This window comes from Wolbachia endosymbiont of Folsomia candida, from assembly GCF_001931755.2.
Taxonomy (GTDB): domain Bacteria; phylum Pseudomonadota; class Alphaproteobacteria; order Rickettsiales; family Anaplasmataceae; genus Wolbachia.
Genome location: NZ_CP015510.2, coordinates 1,316,152 through 1,338,129 on the forward strand (window position 1 = coordinate 1,316,152; position 21,978 = coordinate 1,338,129).

Genomic DNA, 21,978 nt, shown 5'->3' on the forward strand with positions numbered 1-21,978 from the left:
AATTTAAATGTCTTGGGTTTCCAGCCTAAATGTGTTATAATGTAAGGTAGCAGTTTATAGGCAGTTTTATGAGTTATAATGAGAAAATTTTAGATCATTACGAAAATCCGAGGAATGTTGGTTCTTTGGATAAAAATGATCCAAATGTTGGTACTGGTTTGGTTGGTGCACCGTCATGCGGCGATGTTATGAAACTACAGATAAAAGTCAATGAGAAAGGTATTATTGAAGATGCAAAATTCAAAACTTTTGGTTGTGGTTCCGCAATTGCTTCAAGTTCCTTGTTAACAGAAATGATAAAAGGAAGAACTATTAGTGATGTTACGCAGATAAAGAATACTCAAATAGTAGAAGAGTTATCTTTGCCTCCAGTCAAGATACACTGCTCAGTTCTTGCTGAAGATGCTATAAAGGCTGCGATTCATGACTATCAAAGCAAACAAAACAAGAGCCATGATGAAGGATATGAATCAGAATGTGAGGAAAACAATTCTACAGTAATTAACTAGGTTGTAATGAGTGAATGCTTGGGAGAAAGTGGGGTTACAAAAAAGAACAAAGATCCTATCACTATAACAGATCGTGCCTTGGATAGGGTAAGGTGTTTATTGGATCAGAAGAAGCACACTAATCCAGTGGAATCAGAAGAAGCAATAGGAATAAGAGTATTAATTAAACAAAGAGGATGCTCTGGCCTAAAATATGATATTGAATATGCATATGACATACGTCCTTTTGAATCTGTAATCGAAGGAAGTTGCAGTGATGGCCAAAAAGTTAAGATACTGATTGATCCAAAATCTTTAATGTTTATGCTTGGTTCTGAAATGGATTATGTAGAGGAAAAATTCTCATCGGGTTTTATTTTTAAAAATCCCAATGAAAAAGGAAAGTGTGGTTGTGGAGAAAGTTTTCATGTCTAGTAACTATTTTTTATTGTTTGAAATTGATCCAGGCTTTAATGTCAACTTTGACGAGCTAGAAAAGAAATACATTGAACTAAGTAGAGCTGATATAAATGAAGGACAATCTAAAAACATAATTAATATTAACAAAGCTTATCAGGTGCTAAAGTCACCACTAAAACGTGCTGAGCATTTGCTGGACTTTCTTGATGTGAAAAGTCAAAATGACCAACCGAATTCTGAGATATTGAATGAATCGATTGAGATAAGAGAATATCTAATGGACTGTGATGATCTTCAATCTGCAAATAGAATGATCGACGAGAAAATAAAAGATTGTATTAAGAATATAGCTAATGCTTTCGCTAAAAAAAATTTTAATGAAGCAGCTATGCAAGTTTTAAGATTGAAATATTTATATAAGTCATTTGAGGAGGTAAAGCAAAATGCAGCCAATTCAAATTTCTGAGCCAAACAGAACTAATTCTGATGAAATAGTTTTTGGTATAGACCTTGGGACTACCAACTCTTTAATTGCAATGGTAAACAAAGCCGGCAATGTGGAAATATTCAAAGATGAACAAGGAAGAGAGTTATTGCCTTCCGTTATTTCATATGAAAACAATATATTGAAAACCGGCTATGATGTCGGTCCGAATGCTATCTACTCAATAAAACGCTTAATGGGTAAAAGTATTGATGACCTAAGTAAAGAGGACATTAATTATGAAATAGATCATGAAAGCGAGAAAGTTATTAGAGTAAAATGTGCTGAAGAGCAATATCTCACTCCTGTTGAGATTTCCGCTGAGATATTGAAAGCTTTATGCGAGAGAGTTAAAAAATCCACAGGGCTCAAGGTACAAAAAGCGGTTATCACTGTGCCAGCTTATTTTGATGATTCAGCCAGGAATGCAACCAAATATGCTGCAAAGCTTGCTGGAATAGAAGTGCTTCGTCTTATTAATGAGCCAACTGCTGCTGCACTTTCCTACTCCATTGAAAAGAATAACAATAGCGGAATATATGCAGTTTATGATTTGGGTGGCGGAACATTCGATATTTCAATACTCAAATTACACCATGGAGCATTTCAAGTGCTCGCAGTGGGTGGTGACACTAAACTCGGTGGTGATGATTTTGATCATTTGCTAAGTTCAATTGTGGTTAATAAGTATAAAGAGGAAGTAGAGAATCATTCACTAACACGTGAAGCACAACTGTACGAACGTTATGATATAAGAGTAATTTCCACCAAAAAAGATGTCATCCCAGTGCCTGGACACTGGGATCCAGAAAATTTAACTGCAAATGAACATACCAGACAATTGGATAATAAGAACTGGATTCCAGTGTCAGCTACTCGAATGACACCATCTGCTACGCAAACCACCTACAAATTACAACCTGAAGCACATGACGCTGGAGTCTACAATATACGTGCTGTGAAGGAATACCTGAGTGAAAACGCTGCAGGCACTTTTGAGTTTAATATTAGACCTTTTTCTGTCATTCCAGTGCGTGACACTGGAATCCAGGAGGAAAAAAATATATTATTCAACTGTGAAATAACTAGAGAGGAATTTCAGCAAGCAATCAGGCCTTTAGTTAACAAGACTATCGACATAGTAAATCGCACTATAAACGATGTAGATCTTAAGATTGACGATATAAAAGGAATAATTTTAGTTGGTGGTGCAACTAGAATGCCGTTAATTAAAAACTCATTAGTTAAATTTTTTGGAAATAAAATACTAAGTGATGTAAATCCAGATAAAGCAGTTGTGAGCGGTGCGGCTTTGCAGGCTCATTATTTAACTTGCCATACAAAAAACAAGAATATTCTTCTGGATGTTCTTCCATTATCGCTTGGTATAGAAACTATGGGAGGAATAGTTGAAAAAATCATACCACGAAACACTCCCCTGCCAGTTTCAGAAACAAAAGAGTTCACAACTTACGTTGATGGACAAACAGCAATGAAAGTTCACGTTTGTCAGGGAGAGCGCGAAATGATAGATGACAATAAGTCGCTTGCACAATTTGAGCTTAAAGGTATACCGCTACTACCTGCAGGCTACGCAAGAATTGAGATAGAATTTACAGTTAACGTTGACGGAATATTGACTGTCAGTGCAAGAGAAAAAACCACAGGAATTGAGCAAACAGTTGAAGTAAATTCGAGTTTTGGCTTAAGTGAAACCGATATTCAAAATATGGTTAACCAGTCAATAGAGCACTTTGATGAAGACATAAAGGCTCGTTCCCTTGCAGAATCTAAAATCAGAGAAAATAAATTAAAAAACTTAATTGAAAGTGATAATAATCCCGATTCTAAGACAAAAGAGAAAATTTTAGTTTAATTGAAAGTAACACGTGATACACTACTTCTAATTTTTCAAATAGGTTATATGTCTAGAATACCGTTTTTATTGATCTTGATAATAGTGGTGGCAAGTTTACCAATAATAAACAATTGGCTTTCAAACCGCGGTCAGGTGGTGAGCGATGATTATATAGGCGAGAGAGTAGATAATTATATAAGTAGAAATTTTGACAAAGTTGTAAAAACTCTCAGAGAGCAGTCAATTAAACACAGCCAAACAGCTCGTGAGAACGTAGCAAAAAGTAAAATTTTGCAATATAAAAATGAGATATTTGACTTAACTTACCCTCACTCTGGAAGTGAAAATAACAGCGTCATGGTTGCAGGCTTTTTTGACTATTCTTGTGGGTATTGCAAAATTATAAAGAACGATATAAAGCAGTTAATTCACGACGGTAAAGTTAAATACATCTTTAGAGATGCTCCAATACTAGGTGATAATTCCTTAAAAGTAGCAAAAAGCGCTCTAGCCGTTCATTTTATAGATAAAGAAAAATATTTCGACTTCCATTATGCCGCCTTAACCCACAAAGGAGAGCTTTCAGAGGATGATATATTAGACATAGTAAAAAATATAGGAATTGATGAGAATGATTTTAATCATTCCATGAAAAATAATGCGGATAAAATTCAGGAAATGATAAACAGCAGTAAGCTTCTAGTTAGCGATCTTGGTGTAGGTGGCACACCTTTTTTAATAATCGGTGATAGCCTGTTCGTAGGAGCAACTGACTTAAGTATATTACGCAGGAAAGTAGATGAATTAAGTGACAAACAAAACGAGTAGAGTATTTAATAAATTTGCAATCAATTTACCATAAAGTTTTTATTTTCATGAGGACTGAACTATGTTTGACTACGAAAATGAATATGGGAGTGATGGCTATAATATTATTAATCAACATATAGAAGCTGAAATATCACGCAGGACAGGAGCATTAAAAGAAGATTATGATAAATTAAAGCAGAATTATCAGAAGCTTTATGATGATTGTAATAATTATTACCAAGCGTACGTTTTTACTGACTATAGCAGCACATAACAAAAAAGAGATATGCTAGTTTCTGACATCTCAGTAGTCACGCTTCAACGAAAGTAAGCAAATCTTGCTTACTTTCGTTATGAATGAAAAAATTTTCCTAGGATAACTCACAACTGCACGAACATTGCAACTTTAAGACAAAAGTGCAAGAAAAATGGTGTCATTCCAGTGCTCTTTCTCCTGTCATCCCAGTGTCAAACACACAAGTGTACGAACGTTTGTTATGGAAAGTGAAAAAGGTAATAATCGTAGACTTTTTCTGGGTTTCCACCACAATATTCAATGACAGGTTTTAGGATTTCAAGCCTGAGTTCATTCATAAAAGCTCTCCTTGCAAACTTATAACTCTTGATTTCGCTGCGTTTTCTGTATTCTGTTAATAAAACCGAAGCAATAAGAATCATGTATAGTGTGACCAAAATTGTGTTTTTGCTATGTCCAAGAAAATGCTTCGTGTTGAGCTCCTGCTTGATAAATTTGAAGAAAACTTCTATTGACCAGCGCCTTTTGTAAAGAGCGCAGACTTCTTCAGCAGACATTTCATAAATATTAGTCAAAAATGTGAGAACTTCGCCATTCTGTCGATTTTGCGCTTTAATTAGCCTGATTTCAAACGACAAAAATCTTGAACCTTTTTGCCCCAGCCTGACTACTACATCTTCCATTAGCTCAAGCGTTCCAGTCTGCATGCCTGCAACTTTTCCGTGGATACGCACAATTTGATAACGAATATTATCGTTGCCACGTGTGATAAAATGTATGCCTTTATCTATAAACTCCTCGAAAGTTGCACGTTTTTGCAGTCCTCGATCAAATATGCAAATCGACTCTTGACCGTGATTTAAAATCATTTCCCGGAACGATGTGCTGTCAGAGGAGCCCTTGGCTTGAGTATACAAGTTCAGCAACTTTGCAAACCTGCCGTCAGTGGCAACGGTGCACTTTACCATATTCTTTGCACCACCACGCCATGGTATTGCAGATTGCAGTAATTTGCTCGATAACTGCAGGGTTGTGGAATCTATAATTAATAGCTTTTCTTGGTCTTTTTGGTTACAAAAACTTTGTAAAACGAACGAAAAAATTCTTTCGAAGTACTTAATTGGTATCGTTTTTAAGCGGCTTGCCACCGATGAATGGCGCGTATTCAGGCAAAACATCCGACGATAATTTTCCTCGATAGTCCGCAAGCTCAGCTCGTTTTTCTCCAATATGCTGTACAGCAGTAAATTAAATATATTTTCTCCCGTAAGTTTGCCCACTTTGTAATCAACGCCAACCGCTTTGCCTATTTCATCTAACACTGCTTTCGGCAATTTTGATATTATTTCTTTGTAATAAAACACACTTCACACCCTAATTTTTTTCCTATCTTATCGCTAAATTAGACGTTCGTACAGTTGTGTGTCACACACTGGGATTGTAAAGGTCAACTAATTCATTGACAAATTTTGCAAAAAGCTCAAAGGAGTAATACCTCCAAGAGCTTGATGCGGCCTGTGTTCATTGTAATAAATTAAATATCTAAACAATTCATCCTTAAATTCTTGAACGGTCTCAAACGTTGTTCCCTCAATCAAATCATCATTTAAAGTCCGCCAAAAGCGCTCTACTTTTCCATTTGTTTGTGGTCTATATGGCCTTGTATATAAATGCTTTAAGCCAATTTCAACTAACATTCTTTCAAATGGATGTCCATCCAAATTACTTCTTGATGCAAACTCTGGTCCATTGTCTGTCATTACTTCTTTGAACTGAATACTGTAACTTTGCTTTATATAATTAAAACATCTGAGCACTGCAAACATTACATTCAGACTCTGAATATTTTCTAAAACTTCTGCCCATGCTATACGGCTTGCATCGTCTATTACACACACTAAATAGTATCTTTTGCTCTCATTTATTATCATATCTTTACTCAAATAATGACAGTCTATATGTGCCAATTCTCCAGCTTTTTCCCTGATTATCTTTCTCTTCACCTCTTTTTCTTTTGTGCTCAACTTATTCATGCCGGCTCTCTTAATAATATTATATATACCAGATGGAGAAGGTGTTTTGTTGCCCAACTTTTTTGCTAGTATAGCACAAATTTCATATTTATTTATCCCTTTTTTCCGCTCCTCTATAACTGCTTTTTCTATTTCAATATCTGTTCTTCTACTTTCCCATCTTGGACCTCTTTTTCTTGGTAAAAACTCTTTTTCTAATCCGCTATTTCTATACCTATTATAATATTTACAGAATGTTTGTCTGTTGATTCCATTAGCGTGATAAAAATCGCCTACAAATCTATAAAATGGATGCTTTTTTGCCTTTGTTTGCTCATATTCTTTGATCAAAAATCTCCATTTACTTTGGTAATTTCTCTCTAAAGTTTTATCTTCTGTGTTTCTTCTCATACCTAACTCCCTCAAAAATGTTTCTTTTATCTTAACATTTTTGTCATCGAATTAGTTGACCTTTACAGGGATGACAAGAAAATGGCTACTCGGATGACAGGAGGAGGATACTAGGTTACACCAGTAATTGATACTTAATACCCGTCTTATCGCTTTACGGGATGTTCGTATAGTTGTGTAGGATAACTTAGGGATTACGCGTGATTCTAATGATCAAGAATATACTCTTGTGTTAGAGGAGATTGAGCATTTTCAAATATTTCTTGAGTGCTTCCAGACTCAACAATTTTGCCATTATGAAAAAAAGTTACATTATCAGATAGCTTTTTAGCTTGCTTCATCGAGTGTGTGACCATAATTATGGTAAACCTTGCTTTCAACTCTTGTATCAGGCTTTCAATTGCGTTTGTTGCCATTGGATCAAGAGCAGAACATGGCTCATCCATTAGTAAGATAGTTGGCTTCACTGCAATTGCGCGTGCAATACATAACCGCTGCTGTTGACCACCGGATAAATCGAGTGCACTATCTTTAAGTCTATCTTTCAACTCTTCCCACAAGCCAACCTTTGTCATGCTATTCTCCACAATTTCATCTAATTTTTGCTTGTTTTTTACCATACCATGCAATTTGGGACCATAAGCAACGTTATCGTATATTGATTTTGGAAATGGGTTTGGTTTTTGAAATACCATGCCAACCTTTGCTCTTAGCAAAACAACATCCATATCTCGTGAATATATATTACCGAGTCCATCAATATCTAACTCACCTATAACTTTGCACCCAGGTACATAGTCGTTCATGCGATTAAAACAGCGCAAAAATGTTGATTTGCCACACCCTGATGGCCCTATGAAAGTAGTAACTTTTTTCTTATAAATGTCTAAGCTTATATCGAATAAAACTTGTTTAGCACCATACCAAAGGCTTAGATCTTTAATAGAGGCGTGTATATCGCTCATACTACGTCCTGCATTGAATATAGCCCTGGAGTTTCTCTTTTATTTTCATATAGCCATATTGCTGCTTGAATAGCACCGATGGCAAATATTTTACGATCAATTGCCTTATGACTTAATTCTATTCGCTCACCTGAATTCATGAACATTACACTATGATCTCCTATCACTCCACCTCCGCGGGATACTGCAAAACCTATACTATTTTTTTCTCTTGTAGTTGAATTACTATGCAAGTGGTGGTTAACATGAAAATCCATTTTTAAAGTATCAGCAATAGTTTTACCAAGTTCTATAGCTGTTCCAGATGGTGAATCCTTTTTTAAATTGTGATGCATTTCCCAAATTTCAATATCATATCCATCGCTTAAAAGTTCAGCAGCCTTTTTTACCAATTTTAGTAATACATTAACACCAATGCTCATGTTTGCTGACCACAATATTGGAGCTTTAGCAGCATACTCTTTCAAATCAACATCTCCCACCCCAGTTGTTCCGCTAACCAGCGGTTTCTTAAATTGCGCAGATGCTCTAAGACATTCTAACATACATTCTTTAGTTGTAAAATCTATCACTATGTCAGATGATTTAAATACATCGCTAATAGAATTTGTAACTTTCACTCCTATATCAGAGCTAAAACTTAAAACCGAGCCAATATCTGAACCGACATGTGTACGCGCTACTACGCCTGCTATTTCTACTCTATCGTTTGCAATCAATTCATTTATGATTGCCTTGCCCATTCTGCCAAGGCAGCCTACAACTCCAATTCTGATTTTCATAAAGCTTTTTGTACCTATAAACATATTAGGTCTTTTTATAATAAGGCTGCAAGAGAAGTTTGATAGCCAAACCCCTTTTTCTTGGATATAATCTTAAAAAACTTTTTACATAAGATGAAAATCAAAAGAGCTTTAATATCTGTTTATGATAAAACAAATATAATTGACCTTGCATCGTTTCTGGTGCAGCAACAAATAAAAATTCTCTCAACAGGCAACACATATAAAGTTTTGTCTGATGCAGGAATAGAAACGCAGGAAGTTTCTGATTATACAGAGTCTCCAGAAATACTGGGCGGTAGAGTGAAAACTTTACACCCTAAAATTCATGGCGGAATCCTTTGTGATAGAGAAAAACATAAAACGGAAATGCAGAATCTAAATATTGAACCAATAGACCTGCTTATAACTAACTTATATCCGTTTTTGGATACAGTGAGTAGTGGTGCAAATGAAGAGCAAATCATAGAGCAAATTGACATCGGCGGAGTAGCTCTCATCAGAGCAGCGGCAAAAAATTTTCGTTTTACTTTAGTTGTTTCTAGCATTCAAGACTACGAAGGGCTGAAAGCTGAGATGATAAAAAATAACAATGAAACAACTCTGGAATATAGGAAGCATCTTGCAACTAAAGCATTTGCTCTTACCGCGCACTACGATTCTAATATCTATAGTTGGTTTTTATCTCAGAATGAAAGTAACAGACCTCTTTCAGAGCCTATTTGTGATGAGAAATTTTTAGGAGAAGTGAATGACTTACCAGAGTTTTTTACGCTCTATGGAAATAAAATGCAAGAGTTAAGGTATGGTGAAAATCCAAATCAAAAAGCTGCATTTTATAGTAATCAGTCTACCCAATACCCGCTCAAAAAAATACATGGAAAAGAGCTGAGTTATAATAACATAGTAGATATAGAATCTGCGCTTAACATAATTTCTGAATTTGAAGAACCTGCAGCAGTAATAATAAAACACAATAACCCATGCGGAGCTGCAATTGGTAATAATGCTTTGGAAGCATATCAAAAAGCTTTATCATGTGATGAAGTAAGCAGTTTTGGTGGCATTGTTGCTTTCAACAAGCAAGTAGATTTAAAACTTGCAGAAGAGCTGAATAAGATATTTTTAGAAGTAATAATAGCGCCATCAGTAAATGATGATGCACTAGAAATTTTGCAAAAAAAGAAGAATTTAAGAGTAATTATTTGCAAATCTTTTCAGCAGAATGAGAAATACCAAATTAAAAATGTTATTGGTGGATTTTTAGTACAAGAAAATAATAATCACAAGATAAAAGCAGAAGAAATATCCCAAGTAACTGAGCGCACTGCAACAGAAAAAGAAAAAGCAGATCTGATTTTCGCCTGGAAAATATGTAAATATGTAAAATCAAATGCAATAGTCATAGCAAAAGATGGGTGCACTATTGGCATCGGTGCAGGGCAAACAAGTAGAATAGACAGTGTGAATATTGCAGTAAAAAAAGCAGGCGAGAAATGTAAAGGCGCGGTGCTCGCTTCAGATGCGTTTTTCCCATTTGCAGATAGCATAATAGAAAGTGCAAAGCGTGGTATTACAGCAATAATACAACCTGGCGGTTCACTGAAAGATCAGGAAGTAACAGCAGCTGCAAATGAAAAGAAAATTGCCATGTTTTTTACTGGCATTCGTACTTTTCTCCATTAGAGCTCTCACATTACCAGTTGTCATTTTAGCATGCAACGCACAACTGCGTACCAAGACACTGAGATGATACTAACAATTGATACTTTGTGCTTATTTTATCGCTTAACTGGATGTTTGTATAGCGGTGACTTATTGCACCAAAGATTTTTTACTTATAAATATGTTTTATTTCATTTAGAATACTATACTTGATTGTACGTATTTAAAGTGAATAAGTTATTACAGAAATTTTATACTATTATTTATTGCCTTTATCGTGCTCTGATTGACACAATTTATAATGACGGAATAGAACATGCTGGGTACTTGTCATTTTTACTCTTGTTATCAATATTTCCTTTTCTTATTGTTTTAATAGCATTGGGATCAACGTTTGCAAATTTCTTAGATCAATACAACATCGGCTGGGTATTTATTATTGATAATATGCCACAGGACATTTTAGCATCTTTAATGCCGCGTATTAGGGAAATAATATCAGGTCCACCGCAAAGTTTATTAACTTTAGCAATCGTAGGTTCTGTTTGGACCGCTTCGTCCACGGTTGAAGGGTTCAGAACGATATTAAATAAGGCTTATAAAGTTCCTGTTTCTCCTCATACTTATATATGGAGGAGAGTACTCAGCATATTACAATTTTTAGTGGTAACGCTTATTATAACTCTAACTATAGTGTTCTCTACACTCGCACCAATGCTAGTTGATTTTTCCTATCAGGGAATAAGTTATACTAAATATTTACTCGTTGAGTTTGTGCTTTTTACAGTGGTTTCTTGGCTATATTTTATGTTACCAAACATAAAACAAAATGTATCAGATGTATTTCCAGGATCTTGTGTAGCTGTTGTTCTTTGGACAATTTCTGCTTCCGCTTTTAAACAATACTTAAAAACTTCGTTTGACCAACTGAATTTGATATATGGCAGTTTAGGAGGTGTGGTAGTTTCGTTGCTATTTTTTTATATGCTAAGTTTAATTTTTATATATGGAGCAAAATTTAATTTTCAGTTAAAATATTTTAATGAATCTCGCTAATGGAAAAGAAATGGGTAAATTAGAAGGTAAAGTAGCTTTAATTACCGGAGCTTCAGGTGGAATAGGGTCTGCTGTTGCAAAAAGATTTGTAAAAGAAGGCGCTAATGTGATTCTGATTTCAAGATCTATTGATAATCTAAAACCGCTATATAATGAAATTGAAGAGCTTGAAGAATTCAAAGAAGGTTCTGTGAAGCTCATTCAGCTTGATCTTTTAGATTTTGAGAATGTAAAGATACTGACAAACATGATAGAAAGCCTAAAATTGTCAGAATCTGGAGCGCTTGATATATTAGTAGCATGCACTGGGGTTTTAGCTAAATTAAGTCCAATTCAAGACTATGAAATTGAAGAATTTCATAGTGTAATGGATACAAACTTTACTGCTAATTGGTTCTTGTTAAAAAATTTAGATCCAATGCTAAAAAAATCTGATGCTGGAAGGGTAATATTTATAACCTCAGAAGTGACATTTTCTGCTGCTTCTTACCCATACTGGATGCCTTATGCTGCAAGTAAAGCTGCGCTGGAAACAATGGTGAAAATATATGCATCTGAAACAAAACATACAAAATTATGCGTAAATGCTGTTTATCCAGAAGGACCTGTGGATAGTGGAATATATAAACAAGCATTTTCTGGAAAAGATATACTGGAGTTAACACCACCTGATGAACTAACAGATAAATTTGTGGAGTTAGCGTCTGGAGATTGTAGCATATCAGGAGAAATCTTGCCACTCAACAAATCTTCTAATTAGATTATTGTTTTAGTATTGTGTTAAATTAAAAAATGGTGTATAATTTAAGGAGTACATATTTTTAAGTAGGTATAATTATGGCAGACAAAGGACAAGAAGACGAATTCATGAAGCAGTATATGGAAACTTGCAAAGAACAAATAGAAAAGTTAGCTAAGGATCCTGAGTTGCTTAACCAGACTTTAAAGCCGTTCTTGCAGATGTCTCAGCAATTTATGGCTAGCGGAAATGCATTTGAGGGAGGTATGCCTAACATGATACCTGATTTAGGTAATATGGATATTAACAAAATGATTGCTCAGATCAGAGGTATGATTGATTATATAAAAGAAAATCATAAGGTGCTCATGAAAGAGGATAGCGCACAGATTCAAGAGCTTGATGAGTCTAGTAAGAAGCTAAGAGGCTTAGTCAAAAAGTTGATAGAAAAAATTGAGAATCAATAGGAATTTTATTTTCTAGTAGCAAAGTAGCACAGAACCCCAGGTTAAGCCGGCACCTATTGAAATTAGCAGTGTTAGGCTCCCTGGTTTTATTTTTGATTCTTTTATTGCATAATCAAGTGCAAGTGGAATTGACGCAGCCGAAGTATTTGCGTGCTTATCAACTGTATTAATAACTTTCTCAACAGGAAATTCTAATTTCTTTGCCACTGCTTCAATAATACGAATATTTGCTTGATGAGGAATTAACCAATCTATATCAGTGATTTTTAAATTGTTATCCTTTAGTGTTTCTTCTATTAGAGCTGTTAACTTATCTACTGCATGTTTAAACACTTCTCTTCCATTCATACATATTGTTCCTGAATTGCCAGTAGACGATATTCCTCCATTTGTACATAATATGTCCACATTACCATCAGAGTGAAGATTAGTTGCAATTATGCCTCTGCTGCTTGCTACATTCATTTCTGACTTTATTATCACAGCACCAGCTCCATCACCAAAAAGTATACAGGTTGATCTGTCCTCCCAATCAACAATTCTAGTCATAGTTTCAGCACCAATTACAAGTGCATGTTTAATTTTATTGTTGGATTTTATGAGTGAATCAGCAACTGTAACTGCATATATAAAACCAGAACATGCGGCTTGCACGTCAAAAGCAAATGCGTTTTCACACTCTAATTTATTTTGTACAATCGTTGCGCAGCTAGGAAAAGTTTTATCAGGTGTTGTTGTTGCAACTATAATTAAATCAAGATCATTTGCTGAAATTTCAGCATTTTTTATAGCATTTTTTGCTGCTTTTACTGCTAAATCTGATGTTAATTCTCCTTCACCTGCTATATGCCTTTGAGTTATCCCTGTTCTCTGCCTTATCCATTCATCATTTGTATCAACTTTCAATGAAATCTCATCGTTGGTAAGTATTTTTTCTGGCAAATAAGAACCAGTACTGAGTATAAAGCTTTTATTCAATGTGACTGACCCCATCAATTATCTTTTGGTTTAAATTTTCGCCAATGGAATTTACTGCAAATTTTATAGCGTGAGCAAAAGAAACAGCGTCAGAATTTCCATGACTTTTAATAACAATGCCGTTTAATCCTAAAAATATAGCTCCACTTTTAACTTTAGGATTAAAGCGCGTTAATGCTTTTTTTAATTTAGATTTTAGTAATGTACCAAGTAATTTTGCAATCCAAGAATTAGATAGCTCACCCTTTATCAGATCTAAAAAAGTGCTAGCAGTTGCTTCAGCAGTTTTTAGCATCACATTGCCAACAAACCCATCTGCAACAATTACATCTACATTGCCTTCTAAAAATTCACTTGCCTCTATGTAGCCTTTGAAGTTAATGGAGTTTGAGGTGTTTTTAAGTAGCTCAAACGCCCCGCGCACTGAGTCAGTACCCTTTACTTCTTCTGTACCAATATTTAGCAAAGCGACCTCAGGATTATCAACTTTTAGCGCTACTTTTGCAAATATACTTCCCATTAATGCAAATTGGAACAGTGAGTCAGCATTACAGTCAACATTTGCACCAAGATCAAGCAAAGCAAAGCTTTTTGATTTAGTAGGACATATAGACACAATAGCAGGACGATAAATACTAGGTAAAGTCCCTAAAATAAATCTGGAAATTGCCATCAATGCTCCAGTATTACCTGAAGATACCACTCCTGAAGCTTTACCTTGTTTTACTGCTTCAATAGCAGCTTTCATACTAGAGCCTTTACGATGTCTGAGTGCAAAAGATGGCTTGTCATTTGCAAGAACGTTATCAGAACAGTGAGTAAACTCAGAATTACTACTTACTTTTTTATATTTTAATAACAAAGGAGATATTTCTTTTTGATCTCCATAAATGTGAAAAAAAACTTTTGTGCCTGGATCAACAAGGTTATCTAAAAAAAAACCAGCTCCTTGTATCACAGAAAGAGGCGCAAAGTCACCCCCCATAGCGTCAAGCGCAACAACTATGTTATTATTGACCGTAGATAACATAACATATAACTACTCCGCTGCTAACGTAGTAATAACCTTCATAGCCTTACCATCTTTATTTTTCTTATAGTATCCAGCAACGTCTATACAATGTGGCAACATGAACTCGCCTGTGATCCCATTTAATACAATATTCTTAGGCTTAATAGCATGATGAGAGCGATGCATATTACGTCTTGATTTAGATTTTTTTCTTTTTGGAACTGCCATGGTCCTTCTCTACTTTATAAATCATAACTTACTGATAACATATTTTTTTTAAGAAGTAAATAGGTATAGTCAGGAAAAACCTTTTGTTTATTAACTATAAAACTACAGAGGAAGGTTATCATGCTTCTTCCACAATCTTTCTACTTTCTTATTTTTGAGTAGCTCTAATGCTTTGCAAAAATGATATCTTGTTTTACTTGGTGTTATTATATCATCAATGTATCCATATGATGCAGCGAAAAACGGATTGGCAAATTTCTCTTTATATTCTTTAATTAATGTCTGGTGGTCTTTTTCATGTCGAAATATAATCTCAACTGCACTTTCAGGGCCCATAACAGCTATCTCAGCAGTTGGCCAAGCATAATTTACGTCGCCTTTTAAATGCTTTGAGTTCATCACAATGTATGCGCCGCCATACGCTTTTCTAGTTATTAAACTGATCTTTGGCACTGTTGCTTCTGCATAAGCGTAGAGCAATTTCGCTCCGTGTTGTATTATATTATTATATTCTTGATTCGTGCCTGGCAAAAATCCTGGAACATCAATGAGTGTGATGATAGGGATATTAAATGCATCACAAAATCTAACAAATCGTGCAGCTTTTCTCGCAGAATCAATATCTAAACATCCTGCAAGGTGCATAGGTTGATTTGCAACAATACCAACTGTATTACCTCCAATCCTGCCAAAACCGATTATGATATTGCGAGCGAAATCAGGTTTTAGTTCGAAGAATTCCCTTTCATCACAAATTTTTTCAATTAGTTCATACATATCATAAGGAGTATTAGGGTTGCTAGGAACGAGAGTGTTTAAAGATTCATCAATGCTATCGTCATCAACTAAATCATAATTTTGTACAGATTTTTGTGACTCTTGGTTATTTGCTGGTAAAAAAGTAAAGAATTCACGCACTTTGAACAGCATTTCAATATCATTGTTGAACGCGAAGTCTGCTACCCCTGTTTTACTTGTATGAACTTTAGCACCACCAAGGCTTTCATGACTTACATCTTCATATGTGACTTTTTTTACTACGTCAGGTCCTGTGATGAACATATACGAACTATTTTTTACCATGAATGTAAAATCAGTGAGCGCCGGAGAATAAACTGCACCACCCGCACACGGTCCCATAATTAAAGAAATCTGTGGTATAACACCTGATGCATCTACGTTTCTTTGAAAGATTTCTCCATAGCCTGCAAGGGAATTTACCCCCTCCTGAATTCTGGCACCACCAGAATCGTTTAGCCCAATGATTGGAACTCTGGCATTAATTGCCATATCCATAATTTTGCATATCTTTTTTGCATGAGATGCACCAAGTGACCCACCAAAAACAGTAAAATCCTGAGAATAAACAAAAACTTTCTTGCCAAAAATAGTGCCATGGCCAATCACAACACCATCACCTAAAAAATTGGCATTTTGCATACCAAAATCAGTTGCCTGATGTTTTACGAATTTATCGTATTCCTCAAATGAATTTTCATCGAGCAATACACTAAGCCTCTCCCTAGCAGTTAATTTTCCTTTCTCATGTTGCTTGTTAACTCGATCAGTGCCTCCGCCTTTTTCAGCTTCTAATGCTTTGACTTTTAGCTCTTCTAATATTTCAAAATTTTGCATATAACAAAGTAATTTTTAAATCAGTTGGAGTATACATTACTTTATGAAGCTTACAAACTCTACTAACTCTACATACTCCAATTTTATCTGAAACTAGACTAAAATTTTTCTTTAGTTTAATATAGAGATACAGTGAAAAAAAATCTATGGCAAAAGGATCAGTAATAAAAACCGATGTAGTAAAAGTTGAAGATAAAAAAGTTGTAAGGGGCTTTTTTAAGATGCTTGGTGGAGTTGCAGATGCTGTAAGGTCGTGGACTGGTAATATTGGTCCTGACTTAAGTAATAGTCGTGATATCGACACTTTAATCTTAAAGATGAATGAGTGCTTAAGTCCAAAGGGAGGAGAAGTTTCAGCACGGAAAAATACTGTATCGCTTGGTAATCTATATTTAAGCTTATCAGAGGATGGAAAAATAAAATTCCTACAAACTCTAGCAGAAAAATTTAATCCGAATAGAATAGAAATAGATGATAAAATCACGGAGTATAAAGAAAATCAAAATCCTGAATTAAGCTATAAGTTTGAGCAAGATTTGATAAAAATTCTTGAGTCACCACATTCTAAAATATTGAAGCAATTTATTTCTTTACCAGAAGGCCTTAAATTTATTGTTGATATGCGCTCTGATGTACTCAAGTTTAAAAATCAATATAAGAGCTTAAATTCACTAGAGAAAGAATTAAAAAGCATACTCTATACTTGGTTTGATGTGGATCTATTGGACCTTCATCAAATTACCTGGGATTCTCCTGCATCATTACTAGAAAAACTTATAAAATACGAAGCTGTACATAAAATTTCTTCTTGGGGCGATTTAAAAAATAGACTGGATTCTGATCGTCTCTGTTTTGCTTTTTTTCATTATAAAATACCAAATGAACCTTTGGTTTTCGTAGAAGTTGCATTGATGAATCAGATTGCAGATAGCATACAACATCTTTTAGATGAGTCAGTACCTTCAAGTGATCCAAGTAATGCAAACACTGCAATATTTTACTCAATATCAAATACTCAAACAGGACTATCTGGGATTAGCCTTGGTAATTTTTTAATCAAAAGAGTTGTAGAAAAATTATCACAAGAGTTTAAAAGTATAAAAGCATATGCAACTCTTTCTCCGATACCTGGCTTTACGAGATGGCTAAAAGAAAATTTAACTGAAGGCAGTACTTTATTGGCTAAGCTGAAGATAAAACAATCCAGTACAGAAATTTTAGAGAGCCTAGAACAGTTAAAAACCAGCATTGAACGTTCAAATGAAGTTAAACCATATTTACTTAAGCTCTGTGCATATTACTTGTTAAAAGTTAATAATAATAACGGAAATGCTTATGATCCAGTAGCACATTTTCACTTAAGCAATGGTGCATCAATAAAGCAATTGAACTGGATGGCGGATACTTCTGAAAAGGGTATGATCCAGTCTTGTGGTGTAATGGTAAATTATTTGTATGAATTATCTAAAATAGATAATAATCATGAAAATTATATGCTTAATAAAGTAATTTCTCACTCTAAACAAGTGTCATCTTTGCTAAAAGAGTAGTAAATAACAGAAAATATGTAAATATACTAAACAAGTACTAGAATTTTTTAATACTTATGTGTATAATTGTAATATATACAAGTTAATATAAGGAGAAGTATGTTTGATTGGCTAAGATCTTGGTGGAACACAAGTAGTAAAGATGGTGCAACAGAAGAATTGATAGAGTTGAAGGAATTTACAGCAACACAATGTGATGATACTAAAGGTGTTGCATCTAATATAGAACAGCAGAAACCATTGAAAAGTACAGTAAAACAAGGTGATGACACTCATGTTGCATCGCAGCAGCAACCCTCAGAAACTACAGCAAGACGAGATGATGATGCTGAAAGCATTACATCTGATGATGATAATCCGTTTCTTGATGCAGAAGAATACCCTGATGGCATGAGTAAAGAAGAATACTCTGCATTACAAAAAGAAACTAAAGAAAAATTTGGTCAGTACATACAAAATGGCACGATTAATGAAGTGTCAATAGGAAAGCACAAGAATGGTAATCTTTATGTAACAATTAAATTACAAGATAACAAAAATAATAACACTGGTATTAAAATAAGTGAGCTTTTAAATAATGAAAAAATTACTGGTTTGTCAGTATTAGATAGTGACGGTAATAAAATTGTAAGTAGTTATGTAGAAAAAGTAGGTGAAAAAGAAGTTAGGCGCTATGATTTAGGTACTACAGGCACACATGGAATGCAGTTTAAGTGGCCTGTGGATGGAAGGGAATGTAGCATTATATTAACTGCAAATAGCGATGGTAGTATTAAAATAGTTGGTAATAAACCAACTGATAAAGAATTAGAAGAAAATGCAGAGGTAAGGATCAACGTTAATGGTTGTTATGTAACCCTTGCTGATGCTGTACAAGGAGCATTGAAAGGACAGAACCAGCATTCAGAAATAGTAGAGGATCAGTCGCAACCTCAAACTTCAGAAAGAAAAGTACATGGTAAACATAGTAAACAAGTAGTTGAGAAAGGCATGCAATCGAAAGGGCATGGCATCAGTTCAGAATAAGCATAAGCCCACCTAAAAAGGAAGAAAACAGGCAAAAAACACTGTTGCAGGCATTAATTAAGCCTTTTCTATGCACAAATTAGCTAAACATTTTATAAACAATGGACTAGTGTTAAGTGTTGGCACGCGGAAGTAATATCCATCTTTGATGATTGCTTTGTATTCCATATCAAGTTCAACGAGCGTCTCAGAATGCTCAGAAACAAAAGCTATAGGTGTTATAACTACTGGAACATTATCATCTTTCGCACGTAACAGCTCGGCTTCGGCGCTTGGTTCCAGCCATTTCACAGGTCCGATTTTGCTTTGGTAGCATACCAACCAATCTAAATTACTTATAGCTAGCTTTTTTACTATCAATCTTGCGGTTTCCTCCACTTGCACAGCATAAGGGTCACCTTTTTTAATTACACTTAAAGGCAAACTATGTGCTGAAAATAAGACCCTTGGCTTACCAATTTTGCTGGCTAATTCATAATATTTAGCTACCAACTCAACGTGAGCTGAAATAAAGTCTTCATTGTTGTAATAATGATCAATTATTTTTGTATTACACTTTAACCCGTGCTTTTTAGAGTTTTTATTCCAATTTTCTGTGGATGATAAAGTTGTAGTAGTTGAATATTGAGGATATAGCGGTAGCAAAATCACTTCATCTGGATCAAATTCTTTTACACTCTTCACAACTTCGTCAGCAAAAGGATGCCAGTAACGCATACAGACAAATACTTTAGTCAAACCCGATGTCATTCCAGCGCGTGACGCTGGAATCCAGTTTTTTTCTCTAGATCCAAATGTCGAGCCACTTTTATCACATGGTCTATTTAGCATTTTTTCTAGCGCTTCCGCCTGCATTTCTGTATTTTCTAAAATTGGAGATTTACCTCCAATTTGTTTATATATTTCTCGTGCTGTATTTTCCCGCCTAGCAGATATAAACTTAGCTAGTAGAAATCTAAATGGGTTTGGCAGATTAATTATTCTTTTGTCATAGAAAAGGTTAAATAAAAACGGACGAACTGCACTGAGAGAATCTGGTCCACCAAGATTAAATAGAATTACAGCTTTTTTTTTCACCTTTAAACGCTACAGCAAGATGCCTTAGGAATTCCTATAAATTCAGCTACAGGCTCATCAAATTTTGATAATACAGGAATCACATTTCTTGCGCTAGCATATAATAGATTACCTGATCTTTGTAAATTGCTTTTTGTGGCATCAAAGCTTCTATCATAAATCATATCAACACAAAGATTTGGTACTGCTTCAAGCAGCTCAATAACAGCTAGAGAAACTAATATACAACTTTGCAGAATCTTCAGAGGAAAGGCTAAAAGCATAACTAAGAAAGATGTACTATCCTTTTCACTTAATAAGTGTCCTTGATCCGGTGAATTATACTGAATATGCTTTCTGTCTTTATTAAAAATAGGATAAACTATAGAATCCTTAGTAAATTCCTTATCTATTTCCTCTCTTGTATAATCTGTCTGTTTTTCTAACAATTTTTCACGCAGATTAAAACTTCTCACAATAAAACATGTAGCCACCATCAAAGCAATGCATATCAATGCGCATTGAAGAATATTGATACCAGGTATCATAACTGGCAGCGCAAAGCATGCAAGTGGCACTATGGCAATCATCTCAATAAATGGAATGGTGTTTCTTTTCATTGCAAAAGCAGCGCCTTCCTTTAAAAACTTATATGAGTTATATTTTTTCTCTTCTACCTCTTCTTCTACTTCTACAATGCTACCATCATTTAGGTAAGCTTGGGCCGTTTTGATCTTTGGCCTATTGTCTTCTTGATTGTTGCTTTTACTAAGCATATAGTCATATAAGCTATACTCTGCATAGCTTAAGAGTGCCAAATTAAAAGTTAAAAACCCTTTTGCTCCGCAAAAAATTGATGATTTAAAGGTATTTATTAGTTTTTTAGCAGTAAAGTTTGTTTGGTCGGTAGTATTATTAGTTTTCTTACAACAACCGCCCATATTATACCCTCATGATCATTATTAATATACGTAAATTATTGTAGTCAAAAAATCACTTTTGTAGAATTAAAATTTCTAATAGAATATATATATTAGCACACTTAAGGAAATAAAATGGCAATTGAAAAAACACTTTCGATATTAAAACCAGATGCAGTGAGACATAATATTACAGGTAAAATAAACTCTTATATTGAAAACTCTGGACTAAAAATCATAGCACAAAGGATGATGCTACTCACAAAAAAACAAGCAGGGAAGTTTTATGAAATTCACAAAGACAGGCCTTTTTTTGGAGAGTTAGTCGATTTTATGACTTCCGGTTCTGTGATTGTTCAAGTTTTAGAGGGTGAAAATGCAGTAAGCAAATATAGAGAAATCATGGGAGCTACTGATCCAAAACAAGCAAACAAAGGCACAATCAGAGGCGATTTTGCTGATGACATTAGTGAAAATAGGGTGCATGGTTCTGATAGTATAGAAAACGCTCATAGGGAAATAGCTTTCTTCTTTGCTGAGTGCGAATTATAGCCACTAAATTGCTGGAATTTCTACACTAGATTAGTATGAGTAGAAAATTTCAGTTATATTTTTGTACAAGCCAATTCAATCTGATGTTAAACATGAAATTGTATTGACCTTTGTTTATTCTATTTATACAATAAGTTAAATTATTAATATATAAGGAGTATTTATGAGTGAAACAAATTGTGGTGGTAAAGGTTTAACAACAAAACTTCAATCTTTATTCACTGAGTTAATGCAAAGTGAGGAAGAAAAACATATTAAAATTGATCAACATCAAGATGGTCATATGAGTTTTGCAATCTATGTTGGTGATGAGCAAGTATATCAATCATTAGAGTGTTATGAAACTGCAGGCATAGTATTATGTCAAGATCAATGGTTAAGTTTTAGAGTTAAAGAATCGCGTGTTGATGATTCTGAATATTTTGTTGATTTGGCGATCTATGACAAGAGTGATGATCACTTAAGGAGATACGGAGTTGAATTAAGTTATCAGGAAGAATCTGGATCGTACATAATACATGATATATTTGAAGCAAATTCTTTAATATAGAATAAAAATAAATAAGATCCTATGGTCAAGTCATATGGTCCATTTAAAGAAAGTTGCT

General features: G+C 34.6%; 23 protein-coding genes and 1 pseudogene. 14 read left to right on the top strand and 10 right to left on the bottom strand.

The window, feature by feature from the left end:
* Window positions 1-68 precede the first annotated feature (68 nt).
* The 6 genes and pseudogenes from iscU (at window position 69) to ASM33_RS06010 (ending at window position 4,334) form a co-directional block, all read left to right on the top strand.
* Window positions 69-509, top strand: coding sequence for a Fe-S cluster assembly scaffold IscU (gene iscU / locus ASM33_RS05985; RefSeq protein ID WP_110409960.1), 441 nt, complete (start codon window positions 69-71; stop codon window positions 507-509).
* Window positions 510-515: 6 nt separating this feature from the next.
* Window positions 516-923: a HesB/IscA family protein gene (locus ASM33_RS05990; RefSeq protein WP_110409959.1), complete on the top strand. Its 408-nt coding sequence runs from the start codon at window positions 516-518 to the stop codon at window positions 921-923.
* Complete coding sequence (locus ASM33_RS05995; RefSeq protein ID WP_110409958.1) at window positions 916-1,374, top strand: iron-sulfur cluster co-chaperone HscB C-terminal domain-containing protein; 459 nt, start codon at window positions 916-918, stop codon at window positions 1,372-1,374. The genes ASM33_RS05990 and ASM33_RS05995 overlap by 8 nt, the downstream gene beginning before the upstream one ends.
* Window positions 1,352-3,265 (top strand): annotated as a pseudogene (locus ASM33_RS06000) (Hsp70 family protein); the annotation flags it as partial. The gene ASM33_RS05995 and the pseudogene ASM33_RS06000, both read left to right, overlap by 23 nt.
* Window positions 3,266-3,316: 51 nt before the next feature.
* Entirely contained in the window at window positions 3,317-4,078 is a 762-nt protein-coding gene (locus tag ASM33_RS06005; protein WP_110409956.1) for a DsbA family protein, read from the top strand.
* Between the two features lie 61 nt (window positions 4,079-4,139).
* Entirely contained in the window at window positions 4,140-4,334 is a 195-nt protein-coding gene (locus tag ASM33_RS06010) for a hypothetical protein (protein WP_110409955.1), read from the top strand.
* A gap of 221 nt (window positions 4,335-4,555) precedes the next feature.
* Here ASM33_RS06010 and ASM33_RS06015 read toward each other — a convergent pair whose 3' ends face one another.
* The 4 genes from ASM33_RS06015 to dapB form a co-directional block, all read right to left on the bottom strand.
* Window positions 4,556-5,680 carry an IS4 family transposase gene (locus ASM33_RS06015; protein ID WP_110409390.1) on the bottom strand — a complete coding sequence of 375 codons (1,125 nt, stop codon included), beginning with the start codon at window positions 5,678-5,680 and terminating at the stop codon, window positions 4,556-4,558.
* Window positions 5,681-5,767: 87 nt separating this feature from the next.
* A complete protein-coding gene (locus tag ASM33_RS06020; RefSeq protein ID WP_157956349.1) occupies window positions 5,768-6,754 on the bottom strand; it encodes an integrase core domain-containing protein in 987 nt (328 codons plus the stop codon).
* Window positions 6,755-6,945: 191 nt separating this feature from the next.
* Window positions 6,946-7,704, bottom strand: a complete 759-nt coding sequence (pstB, locus tag ASM33_RS06025; protein WP_110409954.1) for a phosphate ABC transporter ATP-binding protein PstB — start codon at window positions 7,702-7,704, stop codon at window positions 6,946-6,948.
* Window positions 7,701-8,486: a 4-hydroxy-tetrahydrodipicolinate reductase gene (gene dapB / locus ASM33_RS06030; RefSeq protein WP_110409953.1), complete on the bottom strand. Its 786-nt coding sequence runs from the start codon at window positions 8,484-8,486 to the stop codon at window positions 7,701-7,703. Before dapB ends, pstB begins: the two co-directional genes overlap by 4 nt.
* Before the next feature lie 114 nt (window positions 8,487-8,600).
* Here dapB and purH point away from each other — a divergent pair, with 114 nt between their 5' ends.
* The 4 genes from purH to ASM33_RS06050 all read left to right on the top strand — a co-directional run bounded on the left by purH (window position 8,601) and on the right by ASM33_RS06050 (window position 12,413).
* Window positions 8,601-10,172, top strand: coding sequence for a bifunctional phosphoribosylaminoimidazolecarboxamide formyltransferase/IMP cyclohydrolase (purH, locus tag ASM33_RS06035; RefSeq protein ID WP_110409952.1), 1,572 nt, complete (start codon window positions 8,601-8,603; stop codon window positions 10,170-10,172).
* A gap of 207 nt (window positions 10,173-10,379) precedes the next feature.
* A complete protein-coding gene (locus ASM33_RS06040) occupies window positions 10,380-11,207 on the top strand; it encodes a YihY/virulence factor BrkB family protein (RefSeq protein WP_110409951.1) in 828 nt (275 codons plus the stop codon).
* Complete coding sequence (locus ASM33_RS06045) at window positions 11,194-11,967, top strand: SDR family NAD(P)-dependent oxidoreductase (protein WP_110409950.1); 774 nt, start codon at window positions 11,194-11,196, stop codon at window positions 11,965-11,967. Before ASM33_RS06040 ends, ASM33_RS06045 begins: the two co-directional genes overlap by 14 nt.
* A 77-nt stretch (window positions 11,968-12,044) precedes the next feature.
* The gene (locus ASM33_RS06050) at window positions 12,045-12,413 is read left to right on the top strand and encodes a hypothetical protein (RefSeq protein WP_110409949.1); all 369 of its coding nucleotides are present in this window, start codon (window positions 12,045-12,047) and stop codon (window positions 12,411-12,413) included.
* Window positions 12,414-12,425: 12 nt separating this feature from the next.
* On the opposite strand, the gene ASM33_RS06055 is transcribed toward ASM33_RS06050, so the two are convergent.
* From ASM33_RS06055 to ASM33_RS06070, 4 genes are all read right to left on the bottom strand, one after another.
* On the bottom strand, window positions 12,426-13,391 hold the full coding sequence (locus tag ASM33_RS06055) for a beta-ketoacyl-ACP synthase III (RefSeq protein ID WP_110409948.1): 966 nt from the start codon (window positions 13,389-13,391) through the stop codon (window positions 12,426-12,428).
* Window positions 13,384-14,421: a phosphate acyltransferase PlsX gene (gene plsX, locus ASM33_RS06060; protein ID WP_110409947.1), complete on the bottom strand. Its 1,038-nt coding sequence runs from the start codon at window positions 14,419-14,421 to the stop codon at window positions 13,384-13,386. The genes ASM33_RS06055 and plsX overlap by 8 nt, the downstream gene beginning before the upstream one ends.
* 9 nt (window positions 14,422-14,430) lie before the next feature.
* A complete protein-coding gene (gene rpmF, locus ASM33_RS06065; protein ID WP_110409946.1) occupies window positions 14,431-14,631 on the bottom strand; it encodes a 50S ribosomal protein L32 in 201 nt (66 codons plus the stop codon).
* 102 nt (window positions 14,632-14,733) lie between these two features.
* Entirely contained in the window at window positions 14,734-16,266 is a 1,533-nt protein-coding gene (locus ASM33_RS06070) for an acyl-CoA carboxylase subunit beta (protein ID WP_110409945.1), read from the bottom strand.
* Between the two features lie 146 nt (window positions 16,267-16,412).
* Between ASM33_RS06070 and ASM33_RS06075 the strand changes: the two genes are divergently transcribed.
* Window positions 16,413-17,816 (top strand): malonyl-CoA decarboxylase, encoded by a 1,404-nt coding sequence (locus tag ASM33_RS06075; RefSeq protein WP_110409944.1) that lies wholly within the window; start codon window positions 16,413-16,415, stop codon window positions 17,814-17,816.
* A 99-nt stretch (window positions 17,817-17,915) separates the two neighbouring features.
* Window positions 17,916-18,842 carry a DUF3892 domain-containing protein gene (locus ASM33_RS06080; protein ID WP_110409943.1) on the top strand — a complete coding sequence of 309 codons (927 nt, stop codon included), beginning with the start codon at window positions 17,916-17,918 and terminating at the stop codon, window positions 18,840-18,842.
* Between the two features lie 57 nt (window positions 18,843-18,899).
* On the opposite strand, the gene hemH is transcribed toward ASM33_RS06080, so the two are convergent.
* Together hemH and ASM33_RS06090 are read right to left on the bottom strand one after the other, a co-directional pair.
* Window positions 18,900-19,919 (bottom strand): ferrochelatase, encoded by a 1,020-nt coding sequence (gene hemH, locus ASM33_RS06085; protein WP_110409942.1) that lies wholly within the window; start codon window positions 19,917-19,919, stop codon window positions 18,900-18,902.
* 2 nt (window positions 19,920-19,921) lie between these two features.
* On the bottom strand, window positions 19,922-20,839 hold the full coding sequence (locus ASM33_RS06090; RefSeq protein ID WP_110409941.1) for a hypothetical protein: 918 nt from the start codon (window positions 20,837-20,839) through the stop codon (window positions 19,922-19,924).
* A 114-nt stretch (window positions 20,840-20,953) separates the two neighbouring features.
* Between ASM33_RS06090 and ndk the strand changes: the two genes are divergently transcribed.
* Both ndk and ASM33_RS06100 read left to right on the top strand, forming a co-directional pair.
* The gene (gene ndk, locus ASM33_RS06095) at window positions 20,954-21,370 is read left to right on the top strand and encodes a nucleoside-diphosphate kinase (RefSeq protein WP_110409940.1); all 417 of its coding nucleotides are present in this window, start codon (window positions 20,954-20,956) and stop codon (window positions 21,368-21,370) included.
* A 163-nt stretch (window positions 21,371-21,533) separates the two neighbouring features.
* Window positions 21,534-21,920 (top strand): hypothetical protein, encoded by a 387-nt coding sequence (locus tag ASM33_RS06100; protein WP_110409939.1) that lies wholly within the window; start codon window positions 21,534-21,536, stop codon window positions 21,918-21,920.
* The last annotated feature ends 58 nt before the right edge of the window (window positions 21,921-21,978 follow it).